This window comes from Mucilaginibacter gossypii (assembly GCF_900100945.1).
GTDB lineage: Bacteria > Bacteroidota > Bacteroidia > Sphingobacteriales > Sphingobacteriaceae > Mucilaginibacter > Mucilaginibacter gossypii.
In genome coordinates this window covers 579819-598380 of sequence record NZ_FNCG01000002.1, presented here as the reverse complement: position 1 = coordinate 598380, position 18562 = coordinate 579819, and the positions used below count along the sequence as shown (strand labels likewise).

Annotated in this window: 14 protein-coding genes; 11 read left to right on the top strand and 3 right to left on the bottom strand. The window is 42.1% G+C overall.

Features of this window, described 5'->3' with window-relative positions:
* Positions 1–100 precede the first annotated feature (100 nt).
* The 7 genes from BLS28_RS06015 (at position 101) to BLS28_RS05985 (ending at position 6772) form a co-directional block, all read left to right on the top strand.
* Complete coding sequence (locus tag BLS28_RS06015; protein WP_091163364.1) at positions 101–1216, top strand: SPFH domain-containing protein; 1116 nt, start codon at positions 101–103, stop codon at positions 1214–1216.
* Positions 1217–1248: 32 nt separating this feature from the next.
* Complete coding sequence (locus tag BLS28_RS06010; RefSeq protein WP_091163363.1) at positions 1249–2376, top strand: zinc finger domain-containing protein; 1128 nt, start codon at positions 1249–1251, stop codon at positions 2374–2376.
* Positions 2377–2616: 240 nt separating this feature from the next.
* Complete coding sequence (locus BLS28_RS06005) at positions 2617–3066, top strand: SRPBCC family protein (protein WP_091163362.1); 450 nt, start codon at positions 2617–2619, stop codon at positions 3064–3066.
* On the top strand, positions 3047–3373 hold the full coding sequence (locus BLS28_RS06000) for an ArsR/SmtB family transcription factor (protein WP_091163361.1): 327 nt from the start codon (positions 3047–3049) through the stop codon (positions 3371–3373). Before BLS28_RS06005 ends, BLS28_RS06000 begins: the two co-directional genes overlap by 20 nt.
* Positions 3370–3819 carry an SRPBCC family protein gene (locus BLS28_RS05995; protein WP_091163360.1) on the top strand — a complete coding sequence of 150 codons (450 nt, stop codon included), beginning with the start codon at positions 3370–3372 and terminating at the stop codon, positions 3817–3819. Before BLS28_RS06000 ends, BLS28_RS05995 begins: the two co-directional genes overlap by 4 nt.
* A 468-nt stretch (positions 3820–4287) precedes the next feature.
* Positions 4288–5643 carry a Gfo/Idh/MocA family protein gene (locus tag BLS28_RS05990; protein WP_091163359.1) on the top strand — a complete coding sequence of 452 codons (1356 nt, stop codon included), beginning with the start codon at positions 4288–4290 and terminating at the stop codon, positions 5641–5643.
* 82 nt (positions 5644–5725) lie between these two features.
* Complete coding sequence (locus BLS28_RS05985) at positions 5726–6772, top strand: DUF6807 domain-containing protein (RefSeq protein WP_091163358.1); 1047 nt, start codon at positions 5726–5728, stop codon at positions 6770–6772.
* Positions 6773–7067: 295 nt separating this feature from the next.
* On the opposite strand, the gene BLS28_RS05980 is transcribed toward BLS28_RS05985, so the two are convergent.
* Positions 7068–9623, bottom strand: a complete 2556-nt coding sequence (locus BLS28_RS05980; RefSeq protein WP_091163357.1) for a TonB-dependent receptor — start codon at positions 9621–9623, stop codon at positions 7068–7070.
* A 405-nt stretch (positions 9624–10028) separates the two neighbouring features.
* Between BLS28_RS05980 and BLS28_RS05975 the strand changes: the two genes are divergently transcribed.
* Complete coding sequence (locus BLS28_RS05975) at positions 10029–11015, top strand: sensor histidine kinase (RefSeq protein WP_176844381.1); 987 nt, start codon at positions 10029–10031, stop codon at positions 11013–11015.
* Positions 11012–11755 (top strand): LytR/AlgR family response regulator transcription factor, encoded by a 744-nt coding sequence (locus tag BLS28_RS05970; protein ID WP_091163355.1) that lies wholly within the window; start codon positions 11012–11014, stop codon positions 11753–11755. Before BLS28_RS05975 ends, BLS28_RS05970 begins: the two co-directional genes overlap by 4 nt.
* A gap of 272 nt (positions 11756–12027) precedes the next feature.
* Here BLS28_RS05970 and BLS28_RS05965 read toward each other — a convergent pair whose 3' ends face one another.
* Entirely contained in the window at positions 12028–13902 is a 1875-nt protein-coding gene (locus BLS28_RS05965; protein ID WP_256337358.1) for a glycosyl hydrolase 115 family protein, read from the bottom strand.
* The gene (locus BLS28_RS31300; protein ID WP_256337353.1) at positions 13899–14576 is read right to left on the bottom strand and encodes a hypothetical protein; all 678 of its coding nucleotides are present in this window, start codon (positions 14574–14576) and stop codon (positions 13899–13901) included. Before BLS28_RS31300 ends, BLS28_RS05965 begins: the two co-directional genes overlap by 4 nt.
* A 425-nt stretch (positions 14577–15001) precedes the next feature.
* Between BLS28_RS31300 and BLS28_RS05960 the strand changes: the two genes are divergently transcribed.
* A complete protein-coding gene (locus BLS28_RS05960; protein ID WP_091163353.1) occupies positions 15002–17134 on the top strand; it encodes an alpha-N-acetylglucosaminidase in 2133 nt (710 codons plus the stop codon).
* 53 nt (positions 17135–17187) lie between these two features.
* The gene (locus BLS28_RS05955; protein WP_091163352.1) at positions 17188–18549 is read left to right on the top strand and encodes an alpha-L-fucosidase; all 1362 of its coding nucleotides are present in this window, start codon (positions 17188–17190) and stop codon (positions 18547–18549) included.
* Positions 18550–18562: the final 13 nt, after the last annotated feature.

The following is an 18562-nucleotide window of genomic DNA, read 5'->3' as shown; positions in this document are numbered from 1 at the left end:
TATGCAGATTTAAAAACATAAAATAATTAGCAGTGGGCGCATTCACCTATTTGTTTTTTTCACATATTTAATCATTATTTAAACCTGATATCAAAAAAATATGGGCCTGTTCAATATCCTTCGTAACGAATTTATAGATGTAATAGAGTGGGTTGATACCACCCAAAATACGCTTGTATGGAAATTTCCGCGCCATGATAATGCTATAAAGATGGGTGCAAAACTTATTGTTCGCGAATCGCAGGCCGCTCTTTTCATGAACGAGGGACTCATCGCCGATGTATTTACTCCCGGTACTTATGAGCTCCAAACTCAGAATATGCCCCTTTTAACCACCTTAATGAGCTGGAAATATGGCTTTGAAAGCCCGTTTAAGGTTGATATATTCTTCGTAAGCCTGCGTCAGTTCACCAATCAAAAATGGGGTACCAAAAACCCGGTAATGATCCGCGATGCTGAATTTGGGCCGGTGCGGCTGAGGGCATTTGGTTCGTTTAACTTTAAGGTTCTGGACCCCAAAGTATTTATTAAGGAAATCGCCGCCACTAATCCCGATTTCATCATTGACGATATCAATGAGCAGTTGCGGAACACGGTTGTTTCGCGGGGGATGGATGCCGTAGCCGAATCAAAGATAAACGTGCTTGACCTGACAGCCAACTACAACGAAATGGGCAAATTCATAACAGAATCTATCCAACCCGATTTCGCTGAGCTTGGTTTAAACCTAACCAAACTATTAGTCGAAAATATCTCCCTGCCACCCGAAGTTGAGCAGGTGCTGGATAAACGCAGCGAAATGGGCATATTGGGTAATCTCGGCGCTTATGCACAATTCCAGGCTGCCAATGCTATTGAAAAATCTGCCGAAAATACCATAGGCGGTAATTTAGGTGCTGCCGGTATGGGCCTTGGTGTTGGCGCTGCGATGATGGGCCAGGTTGGCAATATCTTTCAGCAAAATCAGGTTACTCCCAACAATACCGGTGGCAATGTACCGCCTCCTCCACCCCAGCCCGCTGTTCAGTACTATATTGCGAAAGACGGCAAATCTGACGGTCCGCATTCATTAAACGACATCAATGCGATGATAGCCAGCGGGCAGCTAAGCAGGGAAAGTATGGTTTGGAAAAAAGGCATGGCTGCCTGGGCTGTAGCATCATCTGTTGAGGAAATAGCCGAATTATTTAGTAACGTCCCTCCACCAATAGCCTAACCTATAATCATTCCTAATTCTATATTTCTGAAATGAACAACGAGGTTAACCCATCGGCTATAAACAACTCTTTAAACTGTTCGGGCTGTGGGGCGTTATTGCACTTTAATCCCGGCACCCATAATTTGCTGTGTGATTACTGTGGCGTGAGCAACGCCATTGAAAGTGCCCCCGACAGCCGCGATATTCTACCTTATGATTATGACGAATTTGTCGCCGGTATTGACAACAATAAACAAAGTGCCGATCTTAAGGTAGTGAATTGTAAAAGCTGCGGCTCTCAAACCATCCTCGATCAGTTTGTAACCTCGGATAAATGCCCGTTTTGTACAGCTCCCCTGGTTTTGGACCTTGAAAGCGGACAGCAATATGTGCCGCCTCATTATATTTTGCCATTTGCCGTTACCCAACAACAGGGTGTTGATTTTTTCAAAAAATGGCTTAAAAGCTTGTGGTGGGCGCCAAACGATCTGGCAAAAAAAGTTAGTGATGCGTCATCGGCGCTAAAAGGTGTTTACCTCCCTCACTGGACTTATGATACCTACACCATCACCGATTATAGCGGTGAGCGCGGCGATTACTACTACACCACCGAAACGTATACTGAAACCGTAGACGGGAAATCGCAGACCAGAACCAGGCAGGTACGCCATACTGATTGGTCATATGCATCAGGAAGGGTGGAATGTGATTTTCGCGATTTGATGGTCCCCGCCAGCAACTCATTGCCCGAAAAAACGCTTACCAAACTCGGCCCATGGAACTTTAATATGCTGGTTAAGTTTGATGAACGTTATATGAGCGGTTTCCGTTCCGAAACTTACCAGTTAGGCCCGGAACAAGGTTTTACTAAAGCGGCCGAACAAACTGTTGGAGCGATAAATTCGGCAATACGGGACGACATAGGCGGAGACGAGCAAAGAATCGACAGCACCGACACCCAATATTTTGATAAAGCTATAAAATACCTGATGTTACCGGTTTGGGTAAGTGCCTATAACTACAATAACAAGATTTATCAATTTACAGTTAATGCCAGCACCGGTGAAGTTATCGGCCAGCGCCCGGTAAGCGTCATTAAGATTATCCTGGCCGTGCTACTTGTAATAACCTTGATAATAATTGGGGTGATCCTATATCAAAACGCTCATCCCGCGTAGAAAAGCTACCCTAAAACACAAAGTCCCCAATCATTTTACGTAGAGATGCATAATTGCGTCTCCCATAGGGCAAGCTTCCTTTACACAGCGCTTGCCTATCGTAATCTGCATGTGGGAGACGCATGCGATGCGTCTCTACATTTTTAACAAGCTTTTTCGAACATCCCAAATAAAAATAAAAATAAATTTGCGTAACTCACAAGTTACATATACATTTGAGTAACTTAAAGGTTACCTATCATGGCAAAAATTATTCAGCACCAATTATTTTATCCGCACCCACCCGCAGTGGTTTGGGAATTTTTAACCGATCAGGAACTGATATCGCAATGGCTCATGCCCGGCGATCTGAAACCTGTACTGGGCCACGAATTTCAGCTCAGGGCCAAACCTATGCCCGAAATGGATTTCGACGGGATTTTTTATTGCAAGATCCTGGAGGTTATCCCCTTCAAAAAACTTTCTTATTCATGGAAATTCGGCCCGGGCAATGGTGAACTAAGCAACTCGACAGTAAACTGGATGTTAACCGAAAAAGATAATGGCACCGAACTTTTGCTGGTACACCGTGATTTTGCAGACTCTGTAAACCCGTTGATGTTTAGCTCGATGGAAAAAGGCTGGTTGGTGCTTATCAATAAAATGCTGCAGATCATAAACGCGGAAAAAGATGGAACAGCACAGGCTTGATGTATTCCAGGTAATTGCTGACCCAAGCAGGAGGCAGATCCTGCACCTGCTTTCAAAAGACAGCCGTACAATCAACTCACTGGCTGAGAACTTTGATATGAGCAGGCCGGCCGTTTCAAAGCATATCAAAGTGCTTTACAATGCCGGTTTTATCTCTATACAAGACATCGGCAGAGAAAGGCATTGTGTGTTGAAGCAAGACGGCTTTAAAGAGCTACAGGCCTGGTTAGCCTACTATGATAAATTCTGGGGCGATAAACTGGACAAACTGGGAGTTTTAATGAACGATAAAATGAACAAAAAATGAAAGATCAGGATTTAACTATAACCATTTCAGTAGATAAAACCCCTAAAGAGGCTTATGATGCCATCAATAATGTTCGCGGATGGTGGTCGGAAGAAGTTAAAGGCGGCACAGAAAAACTCAATGACGAGTTTACCTACAAAGCCAGGGACCTTCACCGCTGTACCTTGAAATTAACAGAAGTTGTTCCCAACCAAAAAGTGGTTTGGCTTGTACTGGACAACTATTTTAGTTTCACCAAAGATCAAACCGAATGGAAAGGCACCAAAGTGATCTTTGAAATTTCCGAACAGGACGACAAAACACAAGTCCGCTTCACCCACCAGGGCCTGGTTCCACCTCATGAATGTTATGAGGTTTGCTCAAACGCCTGGACCGGTTATATTACGGGAAGTTTGCACAATCTTATTACTACAGGTAAAGGGGAACCTAACCCTAAAGAAAGTTAGTTAATGAAACGAAAGCTAACTAAGTAAAAACTAACATTCTATTAATCAATATATTGAAATTAAAATCTGAAAGTATCGAACAACTTTCAGTTAAAAAAAGCGCCTTTCATGAAAAATGAAAGGCGCTTTAGGATTTAACAATTATCAATTAAGGGTTTTATCCCCAAACCTTATATCACTATAAATTAGGGTTACTTAACCAATTTGTTTAATTAAATATTAACCTGTTACATTTTTAAACCAGGACATTATTTAAGGAAATCTGATCTGCAAAAAACAGTATTATTGTTACATTAACATTTAAAAACGCTATTGCTTTTCAATTCTATTCTTCGATATTTGATTTAGTCGCGCATAAGCACCGGCTTTAACCAGTTTACCTTTTAATCAGCAAAAAATACAGGTACCTGCCCCCTGACGTACCCGTATTTTGAAGAAAAACAACCTGCAACTAAAACTATTTATTACATGGAAAAATCACGCCGTACCTTTATCAGGCAGGTCTCGTTAGCCGGGGCCGGAATTATGCTTGCCCCCAAAAGTTGGAGCGCACAAAGTTATAAACGTATCATTGGCGCCAATGACCGGGTCAGGGTTGGGGTGGTAGGCTTTTCAGACAGGCACAAAAGTTCGCACGTGCCCAGTTTCATGAACCATTATAAAGAACTCAACTTTGATGTAGTAGCCGTATCTGATATCTGGAACAAGCGACGTGAGGAAGGCTCTGCCCTCTGGAAAGAAAAAATGCAGCACGATGTAAAAGCTTACCGCAATAATGAAGAATTATATGATAGTAAAAGTGTGGACGCTGTATTCATCAGCACTGCTGATTTCCAGCATGCACGCCATGCTATTGAAGCTGTGAAGGCCGGCTGCGATGCTTATGTAGAAAAACCATTTGCCGAAACCATGGAAGATAACCGGGCTGCCTTAAAAGCAGTAAAGGAATCGGGCAAAATTGTGCAAATTGGATCGCAGCGCAGAAGCGGCGCTAATTATCATGCAGCCAATGAATTTATCAGTTCGGGCAAGTTTGGCCCTATCACCATGGTTGAGCTCACCTGGAATGTGAACCAACCAGGCCGCTGGCGCCGGCCGGAGTTATTAGGACAGCTGAAGGAACAGGATACCGACTGGAAACGTTTTATAATGAACCGGCCTTATGAAGATTTCGACCCGCGTAAATACCTGGAATACCGCCTGTTCTGGCCGTATTCATCAGGACTGCCCGGGCAGTGGATGAGCCATCAGATTGATACGGTACACTGGTTTACCGGCTTAAAACACCCGCGTAGTGTAGTTGCCAACGGCGGTATCTATATGTGGAAAGATGGGCGCCGCAACTGGGATACCATACTGGCCGCTTTTGATTACGGTCCGCTTAATGATCCTTCAACCGGCTTCCAGGTTACTTTTGGCTCACGCATGCACAATGGCGATGAGCACCCGGCCGAAATTTACTATTCAAACGGCGGTGAGCTTAACCTCATCACCAATACAGTATCGCCAAAAGGAGGTCTTACTCAAAAAATGGCCGATGCCATGCATATGAAGGCAAACCTGCTGCCTGAGATTAGTCTGGCTAATACCGAAAAGGTGGTAGCATCAGCCAATACCGGAGGTGATATACTTACTTCAAACCACGTACGCAACTGGATGGAATGCGTGCGCAGTCGTAAGCAGCCAAACGCCCCGGTTGAAGCCGGTTACAGCCATTCGATAGCCAATATCATGACCAATGCAGCTGTTCATACCGGCTATAAGGCCACTTTTGATGAAGCTACCCAGGAAGTAATGGCTAATGGAAAAGTTTTTAAATATTAATAGCCGGATAGGTCACAAACATTATTGACATTGGCTGTGCCTTGCCATTAGCGCACAACCTTTTTTAACCTTACATCAATCAATGAAGATCATAAAAAAACTGGGGCTTGCCGTTGCCGCAAATATGCTATTGTTTCCTGTAGTACAAGCTCAAAAAGCCGAACCGGTAAGGCTGGTAAAAACAACAAATAATAAAATAGATATCCTGATAGGTGGAAAACCCTTTACCAGTTTCCTTTATCCGGATAGTTTAGAAAAACCCGTTCTTTACCCTTTGCGGTCGGCAAACGGCACATTGGTGACCCGCGGCTTTCCGCTGGCCCCTCGGCCTGGCGATCCTACAGATCATCCGCATCACATAGGGTTATGGTTTAACTTTGAAAACCTGAACGGTCTTGATTTCTGGAATAACTCTTATGCCATACCGGCCGCTAAAAAGAGTGGTTATGGTTGGATTCGAACCGACAAAATTTTGGAAACAAAAGATGGCACAAAAGGCATACTGGCCTATCATGCAAACTGGACAGATCAGCAAAAACAAGTAATACTGGAAGAGCAAACCCGCTTTGAATTTAGCGGAAATGCCCGGGAACGGATCATTGACCGTGTAACTACGCTTACTGCGGATAAGGACGCTCTTTTTAAAGATGCCAAAGATGGCATGCTTGGCCTGCGTCTGGCCCATGAGCTGCAAATCCCTGACCCTGCCGACCAGAAATTTACTGACGATAAGGGTAATGTTACCATAGTAAAAGGTGGCACTGATAAAGTTGCCAACGGTACTTACCTCACCAGCGAGGGCAAAACAGGCAATGATGCATGGAGCACCCGCGGCGTATGGTGCAAGGTATATGGTAAAATTGGAACCGATTCGGTAAGCGTTACCATTATCGATCATCCTCAAAACCCTAATTATCCTACTTTTTGGCATGCCCGTGGCTACGGCCTGTTTGCAGCCAATCCGCTGGGCGAAAAGGTGTTTACCAATGGCAAATCTGAAAAGAACCTGACTTTAAAGAAAGGCGAATCGGTAACATTCAGGTATCGGATCATCATACACAATGGCCCGCAAACTAACAGCGCTGCGCAATTAAACCAGGCTGCGGAGGCTTTTAAGTCATTTAAATAGCATCACCATATCAAACAAACCAGTCCGGGATATTTATCAGGATTACATTTTATCATTTTTAAATATCCCGGCAGGTATGTCATTTCCCGCCGAGCCCGGCGTAAGGTTCAGGTACTTATGGGGTTGTTGCTTTTCCATTTTAATCTCTACCAGTAGTACCTTTCCTGTTTTTTGAATATTTTTTCAGTCAGATTGTTTGTTATTGCCGGGATCAGTTCGTTAGAAATATAGCCCATATAGCCCTCATTTTCCTTGATAAGGGAATTACTCAAAAATTTGCCCTCAATATTTTCTATCAATTTTGCGCCCCTTGCCCATTACTGTCGCCCTGTTTTAAATCATCATTGTTAACGCCGCGTTTCTTCTTAGGCATCTGCGGACCAAAATTCATTTTACCGAAATTGTAGGCAAAGCTAACGCCAAAAGATCTGAACGGCACTGAGAACCTGCTGCTTTGACTAAGCGGGCCGCTATTAATATTGGAGGTAAAGTCTTTATAATCCTTAAATGGCTGCGTAATGTTCAAACCAATCGTTCCGCGTTTTTTCCAAACATCATGCTTCAAACCTATCACCCATAAATTGAAAGATGGGTTTGTTCCCTGAAAAGTTCTCCTTGCCGAGTTCTGGATCAAAAAAGTTTCGGCAGACAAAGCCTTGTTTATTTTTACTGTTCCGCTAATGAAGGCATTGTACTGAACATAGGTAGATTGGCTTGCTTGCTGAAGGCTGCTGATCACCTGCGGTTTATAGGTAAACGCATTAACGTTGCCCCGTATGGTGAGGACCTTGAACAGTTCTGTTGAGCCAAAGAAGGTTACACCAACGGAATTATTGTTACCCACGTTAAGGTAATTGGTGAGGGAAACATCCCTGGTAACCGGGTTCCCGTTATTATCCACCGTGGTGTAAGGCACTGTACGTACATAGCTTTCAATAATATCATCGGTCTTCCTATAATAAACGGAGGCATTGATAACACTGCTTTTGATGAAGGTAGAATAAGTCATTTCCACGGTCTGCGTAATTTCGGGCGACAATTCCGGGTTGCCCTGCGTTTGGTTGAGAGGGTTGCTGGTATTCAGAAACGGGTTTAAATATTGCAGGCTCGGCCGCTGGATACGCTTACTATAGCTTAGTTTCAGCGTTTGGGTAGGCGTTAAAGCCTTTGAAATCACAAAGCTTGGAATAAAATTGGTATAGGTATTATCAAAAGGTGCCAGGCCGGCCCTTACATTGCCCGAATTTCCATTAATTTTTGTATGCTCTAACCGGGCACCTGCCTGTACAGTAAAACCATCTTTCAAATTTGCAGTAAGCAAGCCGTAGCCCGAGTACACGTCCTGGTCGTAACTATAGGTGTTGGATGTGGCCGTATTAAATACGTACGCGCCTGAAGCATCCGGATTGAAAAAATCGTATTCGCTGGAGATCCTCCTTAAAATACTTTTCGCACCTGTTTCCAGCTTAAATACCTTGCTGACCGGTAGTACGTAATCCAACTGGTAAGTATACTCGTTATTGGTACCGTTATTAACCGCACGCTGGTTTTGGGTAAAAGCAGAATATTCTGACAGATAGTTTACATCTGATGTACCATGTGTCCATTGAAAAGCAAAGCTTAATTCTTCACCTTCCTTTTTAAACTTATGAGTAAAATCGTTATTCCAGTCAAAGTTGGAGACTTTGAATTCGTTGCTTGTTAAGGCTGTATAATCGATATTTCCCTCTGATGCAGAATTATTGCTATTTACCGAGTTACCTTTATTTTTAAATGCCCCTCCCCTTAGGCTAAAAGTAGAGTTAAACGTGTTTTGATCATTAAAATCATATCCCAAAGATGCCGAGCCATTAGTAAAATGACGATTTGATGTACTTTGCCCGTTTGACGAGGATGATGTACCCAGCTCGGTATTTCGACTGCTGAAGGATTGATAGGTGGTTTGCGGCCATCCAACGTTATAACCCAGGTTAGCTGTAATGCTTAGTTTATTTTTGTTGAAATTGATATTCCCGCTCTCATTGTTTTGACGGGTGCCTATACCCATATTGATGGAGCCGCTTACACCGGCAACCTCCTTCTTCTTGGTAATAATATTGATGATGCCGGCCGAACCTTCCGCATCGTATTTAGCCGAGGGCGCCGTTATCACTTCAATATTCTTGATCTGATCGGAAGGCATGGATTTCAAAACGTCGCCCGCGTTGGTTACCAACGCTCCTGAAGGCTTGCCATTGATCAGTATCCGTACGTTCTGATTTCCGCGGAGGGAAACATTGCCGTCCATGTCAACCGAAACCATGGGCACTTTGCGCAAGATATCAGAAGCATTGCCGCCGGCACTGGTCACATCTTTTTCTGCATTAAAAACTAATTTATCAATGTGGTTCTCCACCAGGGCTCTTTGCCCGGTAACCTGAACATCAGCCAGCATCTTAGCGCTTGGCGAAACGATAATCTGCCCAAGGTTTCTGTCGGTTTTGGCTCCCGTTAAAACAACCCCGTCAATTGTTTTGGTGGAGTAACCTATAAAAGCGATTTGGACGCGATAAGTTCCCGGCGCCACACCAGTGATTTTGAAACTCCCTTTCTGATCTGCCAGGCTACCGTTCACTGGAGCAGTTGTACCAGCTTTAAATAAGCTTACTGTCGAATAGTCCAGTGGCTTTTTAGTCAGGGAGTCTATTACGGTTCCGAAGATAGTTCCATTACCCATAGGGGCACCTGATGGCGGGCCTGCGGGCTGTTGGGCTTGCACAGTCCCTGCTGCCAATAAAAACCAGGTTATCAGTTTCAATGCCCGCAGGCTCGTTGTATTTTTTAAGTTGAACTTGTAATTTTCAGTTCCCATATTCGAGATTTTGAAACAAAACAAAGTAAATACATTGATCAAAATCTGCAGAATAGACGGATCGGCCTTAATAATAGACCAAATGAACGTTAGAGTCTATGCCCTTGTGATTGGAGGAATTTTCAATAAAAGCTATAGATCAAAGTTGCCATTCTGTCTATTAATTCCTGTAAACCATCTATTCCTAAAAAAAAATAAAAAAACATTTTGTCATTTGCAGCATCCCGGTGAGATGGGATTTAGTTGATTACTGTATTTGATACAGTATGGTGCGTTTTGCCTGAGAAACAAAACGCACTTTTTTTCCGCTATTTTTATGGTAAAATTCGCGATATGGCTTTTTCAGGCTTAAAGAAGATCTTTTTCTCAGTTCACTTTTATATAGTGGCCTGTTTATTAGCGTTAATGTTATTCCCATTATCCTGGCCCTTGAAACTCCCCGGTGAATTTTGGATCAAACAGGTATTGATACATTTGGTATGGGCAACATTATTCTATGCCAATCTGTTTTATTTTACGCCCCAATTGATTTACAAAAACAAGGCTGTATTATTTGTTCTTTTGATGATAGCTATTCTCGTCTCCGTTGTGTACTTAAACAATTGGTTAGATGAAGTAACCGGCTGGAAAGCTGTATTTACCAAAGTTTACAAAAACCCGGCTAAAAAATCATCTGACGATAATCATGTTTATAATTACTGGACTATCATAACTGCACTTGTTTTACTCGGAGTGAGCACAATCATCGCGGTCTCCAGGAAGATCAAGGCCGATCAGGAAGCCTTCCGTGCCACTGAACAGGAAAAAATCAGCTCAGAGCTTTCTTTTTTAAAAGCGCAGATCAATCCGCACTTCTTTTTTAATATCCTGCATACCATTTATGCACTCGCCGATAGCAACCCCGTGGCGTCTAAAGATGCGGTTTACACGCTTTCGCATATGATGCGTTATGTTATTTATGAAACCAAGAACGATCTGACCGACCTGGAAAAGGAGATCAAATTTATTGAGGACTATATCAAACTGATGAAGCTGAGACTGAGCGATGATGTACAGATCATTTTTGAAAAACAAGTCAACCTAAAAAATCATGAAATAGCCCCCATGCTTTTCCTGCCATTTGTTGAAAATGCCTTTAAGCATGGCATCAGCGGTGTACACCCAAGTTACATTTATATAGAGGTCAGCCAATCTGCCGAAGAGTTGAAGCTGGAGATCAGGAATTCACTTTTTGAAGAACAAACAGCTCAGTTGGAAGATAGTAATGGCATCGGTATTGTAAATACGAAAAGAAGGCTCGACCTGCTATATCCCGGGCGCTACACATTATCGGTTGACCGCGACTCCAATATCAGGGAATTCATTGTAAATTTAACTTTCCGATTCAAATGAAAATTGACTGCATAGCTGTAGACGACGAACCGATAGCTTTAAAGCTAATTACTTCGTACATTGAACAAACCCCGTTTTTAAATTTACAGGGTACGTTCGGCAACGCTATCGAAGCGCTGAAAGCTATTCATCAACAACCCGGCCTTCAATTGATATTTTTAGACATCAGGATGGCCGACCTAAGCGGTGTTGAACTGGCAAGGATCATTGAGCAAACCGGAAAGAAAAAAGGTCCGCGCGTTATATTTACAACGGCTTATGATCAATATGCTTTAGAGGGCTTTAAGGTGAACGCGTTAGATTACTTATTGAAACCGTTTAGTTTTGTTGATTTTTCAAAGGCGGCTGCCAAAGCATATGATTATTTTGAGATTTTGGAAAGCGCTCAAAATAATATAACTCCCGGAACGCCTGTTGAAAAGAACTATATTTATCTTAAGGTTGATTATCAGCTGGTAAAGGTTAATATAGCAGACATCCTTTATATTGAAGGACTTAAAGATTATGTAAAGATTTTCCTGGCGAACCAGGATAAACCGTTATTAACCCTCACAAGCCTGAAAAACCTTGAAGAGAAACTCCCGGCCAGTATTTTCCTGCGAATTCACCGCTCATTTATCGTATCCAAAGAAGCAGTCAAATCCGTTACCAAAAATTCTGTCCAGATTACAAATACTACGATACCTGTAACAGAACAATATAAAGAAGTTTTTGCCTCATTCCTGAAAGATTGGTCTTGATCATCATTTGTTGTTCATCAGGAGTTTAATATTCATGAGCCGACATAACCCTCGTTTCTCCAAAACGGCGCTGCATGTCCAATACAAATTTTACAGATCCTGCCATAAAGGAATGGAGCTTTGCATGGGTCGTAGGCGCCCATCGTACTTTTTGAAATACTTTAAGAAGCACACGCAGCAATCACCTACTGATTTCCACAGGACGGTTTCCTGAATATATCGTTTTCTTTTGGCCCCGTCGGCTTTGGGAGTAAATAAAAAAGTTAAGGACGCTAATTTTTATAAAATGAAATTTTATCAATTACTACGCCAGGGTCAATAGCCCTGATAGATAATTTGTGTGTACCGGTGGTTAATGATGGTAAATCTATTAATGCACTAACGTAATTATTTCTAATACCCTGGTTACGGTTAGGTCCATTCTCATCTTCCTTGCCATTTGACCCCGGCACTTCTGTTGTTGAAATAAATTTATTATCAACTAAAATGGCTACCCTTAATTGCATACCAGGATAAATTCTGAAAGTTGGCATAAAATCAATCCTCACCTTTGCTGAATTACCATCAGTTTTAAAATTGTAATTCAATGTTGGAGCTTTTGCATCGCCAGGTTTCCATGATAAATTAAGATTAACCGGTGTCAATGCCATAGCCCGGCCGCTATTGCCCAATCCTGGTATAACCGACCATTTTGCGGTTCCGGCTGGGGTTTGTTCATCGGCAGATGAAGCGTTTCTTGTTATATCCGCCTGAATTGCTTTTTTGGTGGTATCCGGTTTCCTGGTTTCAGCCCATGGCCATGCTACCTGGCTATTCCATGATAGAAGATTTTGACCGGTTATTGTTCCCGGCATCATATATTGCCATTTCCCCCCTGCTATTTTATTATTGTAATTATTAACTTCGGATTCCAAAGCCGCTTTAAGGCGATCTATCTCGACATGATGGGTAGCTTGATTTGCGCCATAAACAATTGCCCTGTCATGCATAAATATAAGTCCGGTTTCTGCCATGATACGGGCCGGAAAACCAATCATTTCTGTATAAGGATCCTGCTTATTTAAGGGTACAGACTTTGCTACAGAAGTTTCAAGATTTAATAATCTCTGATAATCAGCTTGTAATTGCACAGCTTCGTTATCCGACAAAGAAATAGCCCAATCACGATTCATTAATTCAGGTTTTCGTACTGTGCCTAAACGATAAAATTCTGTAAGCAAGTCGTTAAGCTTAGCTACATTTTCATTAAAATGTTCTGTAAGAAATGCTTTTAAAAATTGGGGTTGTGCATCCGTCTTTTGACTTTCCGGGTTCCATGATAAGCGTGAAAAATAGTCGATCCCCAATTCCATCGGTTTAACATCACCTACGTTGATCACCCACATCGTCCGGGCCTGATTTTCCCAGGCCTTATGAAACTCTTCCCACATCAATGCCGGGGCGGTAGAATTAATCCATGTATACGAATGAGGACCACCGTAGTAAGATAAGTGCCAGTATAATCCGCTACCGCCAGACCGCTTCCTTTCGGTTGGATTCGATAAGCGGCGAATGTATCCAAAATTGTCATCTACCCAAATCAGAGTTACATCATCAGGTACTTTTAAGCCGGCATCATACACAGGCAATACTTCTTTATAAGGAACAAAACATTGAGCAACAGCCCCCCATTGTTTATTGACGTATTGATTAATAAGATCTCGCTGGTCTTTAAATACCTTTTCTAAAAGGGTTATCCTTTCAGGTATACCTGATGGTGGCGATTCCATACCACGATCATGTATACCGCGTATACCCATTGTCCAAACTGCTTCTTTGTCTTTTCTGTCCTTAGCAGTTTCTTTCCAATATTTATAAATACTATCAGGATTAGTGCTATAATTCCAGGCACCTTTAAGTTTCTCGTTCCAATGCACGTTATTATACAGCATCGGTTCGCAATGTGATGAACCTGCAACAATACCATAATGATCGGCCAAAGCTACATTCTCGGGAGTATCGCCAAATTCTTTAGACACCTCATGCATAGCAGGCCAAATATAGTTGAGCCGCAAACGCAACATCAATTCAAATAATTTTTCATATGTTTTGGGGCCAATGCCGTGTGCAAAATCCTTTTCAAAGTTTTTCCTCGCCCATTGATTTATTCCCCAGTCTTCATCATTAATAAAGATACCGCGATATTTAACTGCCGGTTCATCCCAAGTTGGTTTAGGTACGGAGATCGTAACTGTTTTTCTTTTAGCAGTAGGAACATCTGCCCACCAATGCCATGGCATACACCTATTTTCCTTGAAATTTGTAAGAGTCCATAAACTGTCCCTCGTCTATCGCTTCCAACTATAATGAGCGCTTTTTTTACACCAGGTGCGGGGTTGTTAACTATTTGCCATAATGAAGCCTCCCAACGGCCTTTAATTTTAATAATATCTTTGATCTTGTGTGCAGCTATCAACCTATCAATAGCTGGGCTTTTACCAATAGTGCCGGCAATAATCATTTCAGCGGAGGGGCGTTGCAAAGTAGTAATAGCCGGCGAAGTTCCGGCAACCTGTTTTATATCGTCAGCAAAAAAGCAAGCCGCAAGTTTCACCGCCTGGTAATCAGAATTATCAATAGCTAAACTTATACTTTTTTGAGCAGTGGCCACTGTAATATCTGTTGATTTTGAGGCTAAAGCAGTTTTTACACTCAAATTTTGAGCACTAACGCTTATTGTTGTTAAGGTTACCAGTAAATGCAGTAGCGGTGTTGCTTTTAATATACTGCGGTTATAATATTTATAATAACTTATGCGGGTATTCAAGAGTGATTTTAACATTTATAATATTGTATCATGTGACCATATTAAAAATCAACCGAACTCGTGAGTTAAACCACCAGTTTGGTTAGGTTATTAATATCCGTAATTCTGCTCTAATTTAGCGCCTTTATTCCATTTTTCAGCGGCCGTTATAGGCCGTAGTTATCGGCAGTCCTTAGGTAACTGTAATATCGGCTACATTTTTTCGCCCTATCATAAAATAACCCAGGCTGTTAATGTCAATCGGGGTTATCCAGGCAGGATTAGCATATCGCCCGCTCTATATTTGATAAAAAACAGTGAAAACTTACGCAAACGTTTGTCTTTACAGTAACAAACGTTTGCGTAGGTTTCAAGGCTCCAGGGCATAGAATTATGCATAATCTTTCCATTAAATTTTAGTTAGTTTCGGACATATTAACAGAAAAAACCAACAAATTTTTATGCGAAAACTAACCTGTCTGCTACTTTTATTATTGCCTATACAGCTTTTAGCGCAACAATTTGATGCTGTAAAAGCACTGGTTAAAAGGCGCGCTCCGTGGTTAAGCAACCATATCGTTTTTGAACCCTTAAAAAACACCAGTTCAGAAATAGTTGAACTGCAAACCATCAAGAATAAACTGGTTATCCATGCTTCAGGAGCCAATGCGGCAGCTGTTGGTATAAACTGGTATTTAAAATATTACTGCCATCGCTCTATTTCTCACATGGGTGATAACATGTCGCCCGTGTTTCCTATTCCTAATGTTAACAAAAAAGTAACCGTACAAGCTGCGGCCAAGTATCGTTATGCGTTAAATTACTGCACCTATAATTACACAATGAGCTTTTATAGCTGGCCCGACTGGGAACGGGAGCTTGACTGGATGGCGTTAAATGGTGTTAATACAATGCTTACTGTTGAAGGGATGGAAGCGGTATGGCAAAACACGCTGAGGAAAATAGGATACACTGAAAATGAAATTAACAGTTTCATTGTTGGGCCTGCTTATACCGCATGGTGGCTGATGGGAAATATTGAAGGCTGGGGAGGTCCCATGCCTCAAAGCCAGATAGACAACAGGAAGCTGATTCAACAGAAAATGATGAAGCGGATGCAGGAGTTGGGTATACAACCTGTGTTGCAAGGTTTTTACGGCATGGTGCCAAGCTCATTAAAAAACAAAAGTAAAGCACATATCATTGATCAGGGTACCTGGGGTGCTTTTAAAAGACCTGATATACTTGACCCCACTGATCCTGAGTTTAGCCGCATTGCCGGCATCTACTATAGCGAAATTCAAAAATTATACGGTAAGAACATCCATTTTTTTGCCGGCGACCCTTTTCATGAAGGTGGTAAAACGGAAGGAGTGGATTTGAAAAAAGCAGGTACCGCCATACAGGCTTCTATGCAAAATTACTATCCAGCTTCAACATGGGTATTGCAGGGCTGGCAGGATAATCCCAAACAGGCCATGCTTGATGGTCTCGATAAATCAAAAGTATTGGTACAGGAACTTTTTGGTGAGTTTACCAATAACTGGGAAAAGCGTAAGGCTTATGATAATACACCATTTATATGGTGCAGCGTTAACAATTTTGGCGAACGGCCTGGCGTATATGGAAAACTGCAGCGCTTTGCCGATGAGGTATACCGTGCCCGTAAAAGCACTTACAGCAATTATCTTAAAGGTGTGGGGATTATGCCTGAAGGCATCAATAACAACCCTCCTGATTATGACCTGATGCTTGAACTGGGCTGGCGCCAGGAACATGTAGACACCCGCAGTTGGATCGATAAATACGCTCTATATCGTTATGGTAAAAGCAATGGGCATGCAAGTAATGCCTGGCAGGGATTTTTACAAACCATTTATCAAAGCCTTCCCGGTTATCAGGAAGGGGCTGGCGAATCCATTTTTTGCGCAAGGCCCGCACTTAAAGTTAAATCAATTTCCAGTTGGGGTACGCTCACCCGGAATTATGACACAGTTGCTTTTGCAAATGCGGTAAAAGAATTTGCAAAAGCGGCGCCTGCTCTTAAAAATTCGGCTACTTATAAAATAGACCTCATCAATATGGTGCGGCAACTGCTGGCTAATAAAGGCACGCTCACATTTAATGAAATGGTAACCGCTTATAACAGCAAGAATCTGCAAACATTTAACGCAGCCAGCGCAAAATTCCTGCATATGATAAGGCTGACAGATGATCTCTTAAATACCGATCAGTATTTCAGGCTCAACACCTATCTCAAACAAGCTATAGATAACGGCAATACCGCAGAAGAAAAAGCAAACAATTTAAAAAACGAATTAATGCAAATTACCTATTGGGGTGAAAATGTGCGTACCGAAGACAATCTGCATGAGTATGCTTATAAAGAGTGGGCCGGTCTGATGGATAGCTATTACTTGCCTCGCTGGGAGAGTTATTTTGATTATCTGCGCAGCAATCTGCAAGGTAAAAACGTTCAGGAACCTGATTACTTTTCCTGGGAACGAAAATGGGTGGACGACAACCAAAAGCTAAATCCCGAAAAGCCTCAAAGGCCTTTACTGGAAGTGGTTGATGAAATTTTATCGATGTAAAACATCTCCTTTTTTAAACACGCTTTTTAAAACTAACGTCAGCTATCCGCCAAATGAAAAAAACGTTAACAGGTATTTTATTGTTTTTTATTGCATTTTCCCCTTTATATGCCCAAAAGAAAATAGGAACGGAAACACCCGAACAAAAAGCCAAACGTATGTCCTGGTGGACTAATGATCGCTTTGGTATGTTTATTCATTGGGGACTTTATTCGCAGGCGGCAAGGCATGAATGGGTAAAAAGATGGGAGCGCATGACGGATGCGCAATACCAGCGTTATTTTGATGAGTTTAATCCAGATTTGTTTAATCCCAAAGAGTGGGCAAAGAAAGCTAAGGCGGCCGGGATGAAATATGCTGTGCTTACCACTAAACATCATGAAGGGTTTTGCCTGTTTGATTCAAAATATACTGACTACAAGGCTACTAAAACCGCTGCTAAAAGAGACCTTGTAAAGGACTTTGTTGATGCATTTAGAGCCGAGGGTATAAAAATAGGTTTTTATTATTCACTGTTGGATTGGCATCACCCCGACTTTACCGTTGATGTTTTACACCCATTGCAACCGGCAAGCGAAAAGGACGAGGATTATGATAAGCTGAACAAAGGGCGTGATATGGCCAGGTACCGTACCTATATGCACAACCAGATTAAAGAACTGCTTACCAATTACGGCAAAATTGATATGCTATGGCTCGATTTTTCGTACCCTGATAATGGCAAACATGGAAAAGGGGCCAAAGACTGGGGATCTGTTGAACTCGTTAAAGAAATAAGAAAACTACAGCCCAATATTATAATTGATAACCGCCTCGATTTAAATGAATACCAGGACGGTTGGGATTACCTGACACCCGAACAGGTAAATTTATCGGAATGGGTCAAAAAAAACGATTACAAAACTTATTGGGAAACCTGCCAAACATTTTCTGGTTCCTGGGGATATTTTCGGGATGAAAACAGCTGGAAAAGCACCACGCAATTAATTACGATGTTGATAGAGGCCGTAAGTAAAAGAGGCAACCTGTTGCTTAACGTGGGCCCTACTGCACGCGGTTTATTTGATAAACGTGCTAACGAAAGGCTGGATGGAATAGCTGCCTGGATGAAATATAACAGCCGCTCCATTTACGGATGTACCGAAGCTCCGGAAACCTTTGTAGCCCCGGAGCACACCCTGCTTACCTATAATGCAAATACCCGGCGCTTATATGTGCATTTGTTAGCATATCCCGGCAAAACACTTACTTTACCAGGCTACAAGGATAAAGTAAAATACGTTCAGTTTTTACATGACGCGTCGGAGATACAACAGGATAGCAAATCAAAAGACACAGGTAACGACCTGATATTAAACCTACCAGAAACCAAGCCCGATAGTGAGATACCGGTAATTGAATTGGTTTTAAATTAATGTTTGCTCATCT

Excerpts from the sequence above, each read along its gene's own strand:
- BLS28_RS06015 (WP_091163364.1), top strand. The coding sequence starts at position 101 with ATGGGCCTGTTCAATATCCTTCGTAACGAATTTATAGATGTAATAGAG.
- BLS28_RS31300 (WP_256337353.1), bottom strand. The coding sequence starts at position 14,576 with ATGTTAAAATCACTCTTGAATACCCGCATAAGTTATTATAAATATTAT.
- BLS28_RS05995 (WP_091163360.1), top strand. The coding sequence starts at position 3,370 with ATGAAAGATCAGGATTTAACTATAACCATTTCAGTAGATAAAACCCCT.
- BLS28_RS05975 (WP_176844381.1), top strand. The coding sequence starts at position 10,029 with ATGTTATTCCCATTATCCTGGCCCTTGAAACTCCCCGGTGAATTTTGG.
- BLS28_RS05985 (WP_091163358.1), top strand. The coding sequence starts at position 5,726 with ATGAAGATCATAAAAAAACTGGGGCTTGCCGTTGCCGCAAATATGCTA.
- BLS28_RS05960 (WP_091163353.1), top strand. The coding sequence starts at position 15,002 with ATGCGAAAACTAACCTGTCTGCTACTTTTATTATTGCCTATACAGCTT.
- BLS28_RS05955 (WP_091163352.1), top strand. The coding sequence starts at position 17,188 with ATGAAAAAAACGTTAACAGGTATTTTATTGTTTTTTATTGCATTTTCC.
- BLS28_RS05990 (WP_091163359.1), top strand. The coding sequence starts at position 4,288 with ATGGAAAAATCACGCCGTACCTTTATCAGGCAGGTCTCGTTAGCCGGG.
- BLS28_RS06010 (WP_091163363.1), top strand. The coding sequence starts at position 1,249 with ATGAACAACGAGGTTAACCCATCGGCTATAAACAACTCTTTAAACTGT.
- BLS28_RS05980 (WP_091163357.1), bottom strand. The coding sequence starts at position 9,623 with ATGGGAACTGAAAATTACAAGTTCAACTTAAAAAATACAACGAGCCTG.
- BLS28_RS06000 (WP_091163361.1), top strand. The coding sequence starts at position 3,047 with ATGGAACAGCACAGGCTTGATGTATTCCAGGTAATTGCTGACCCAAGC.
- BLS28_RS06005 (WP_091163362.1), top strand. The coding sequence starts at position 2,617 with ATGGCAAAAATTATTCAGCACCAATTATTTTATCCGCACCCACCCGCA.
- BLS28_RS05970 (WP_091163355.1), top strand. The coding sequence starts at position 11,012 with ATGAAAATTGACTGCATAGCTGTAGACGACGAACCGATAGCTTTAAAG.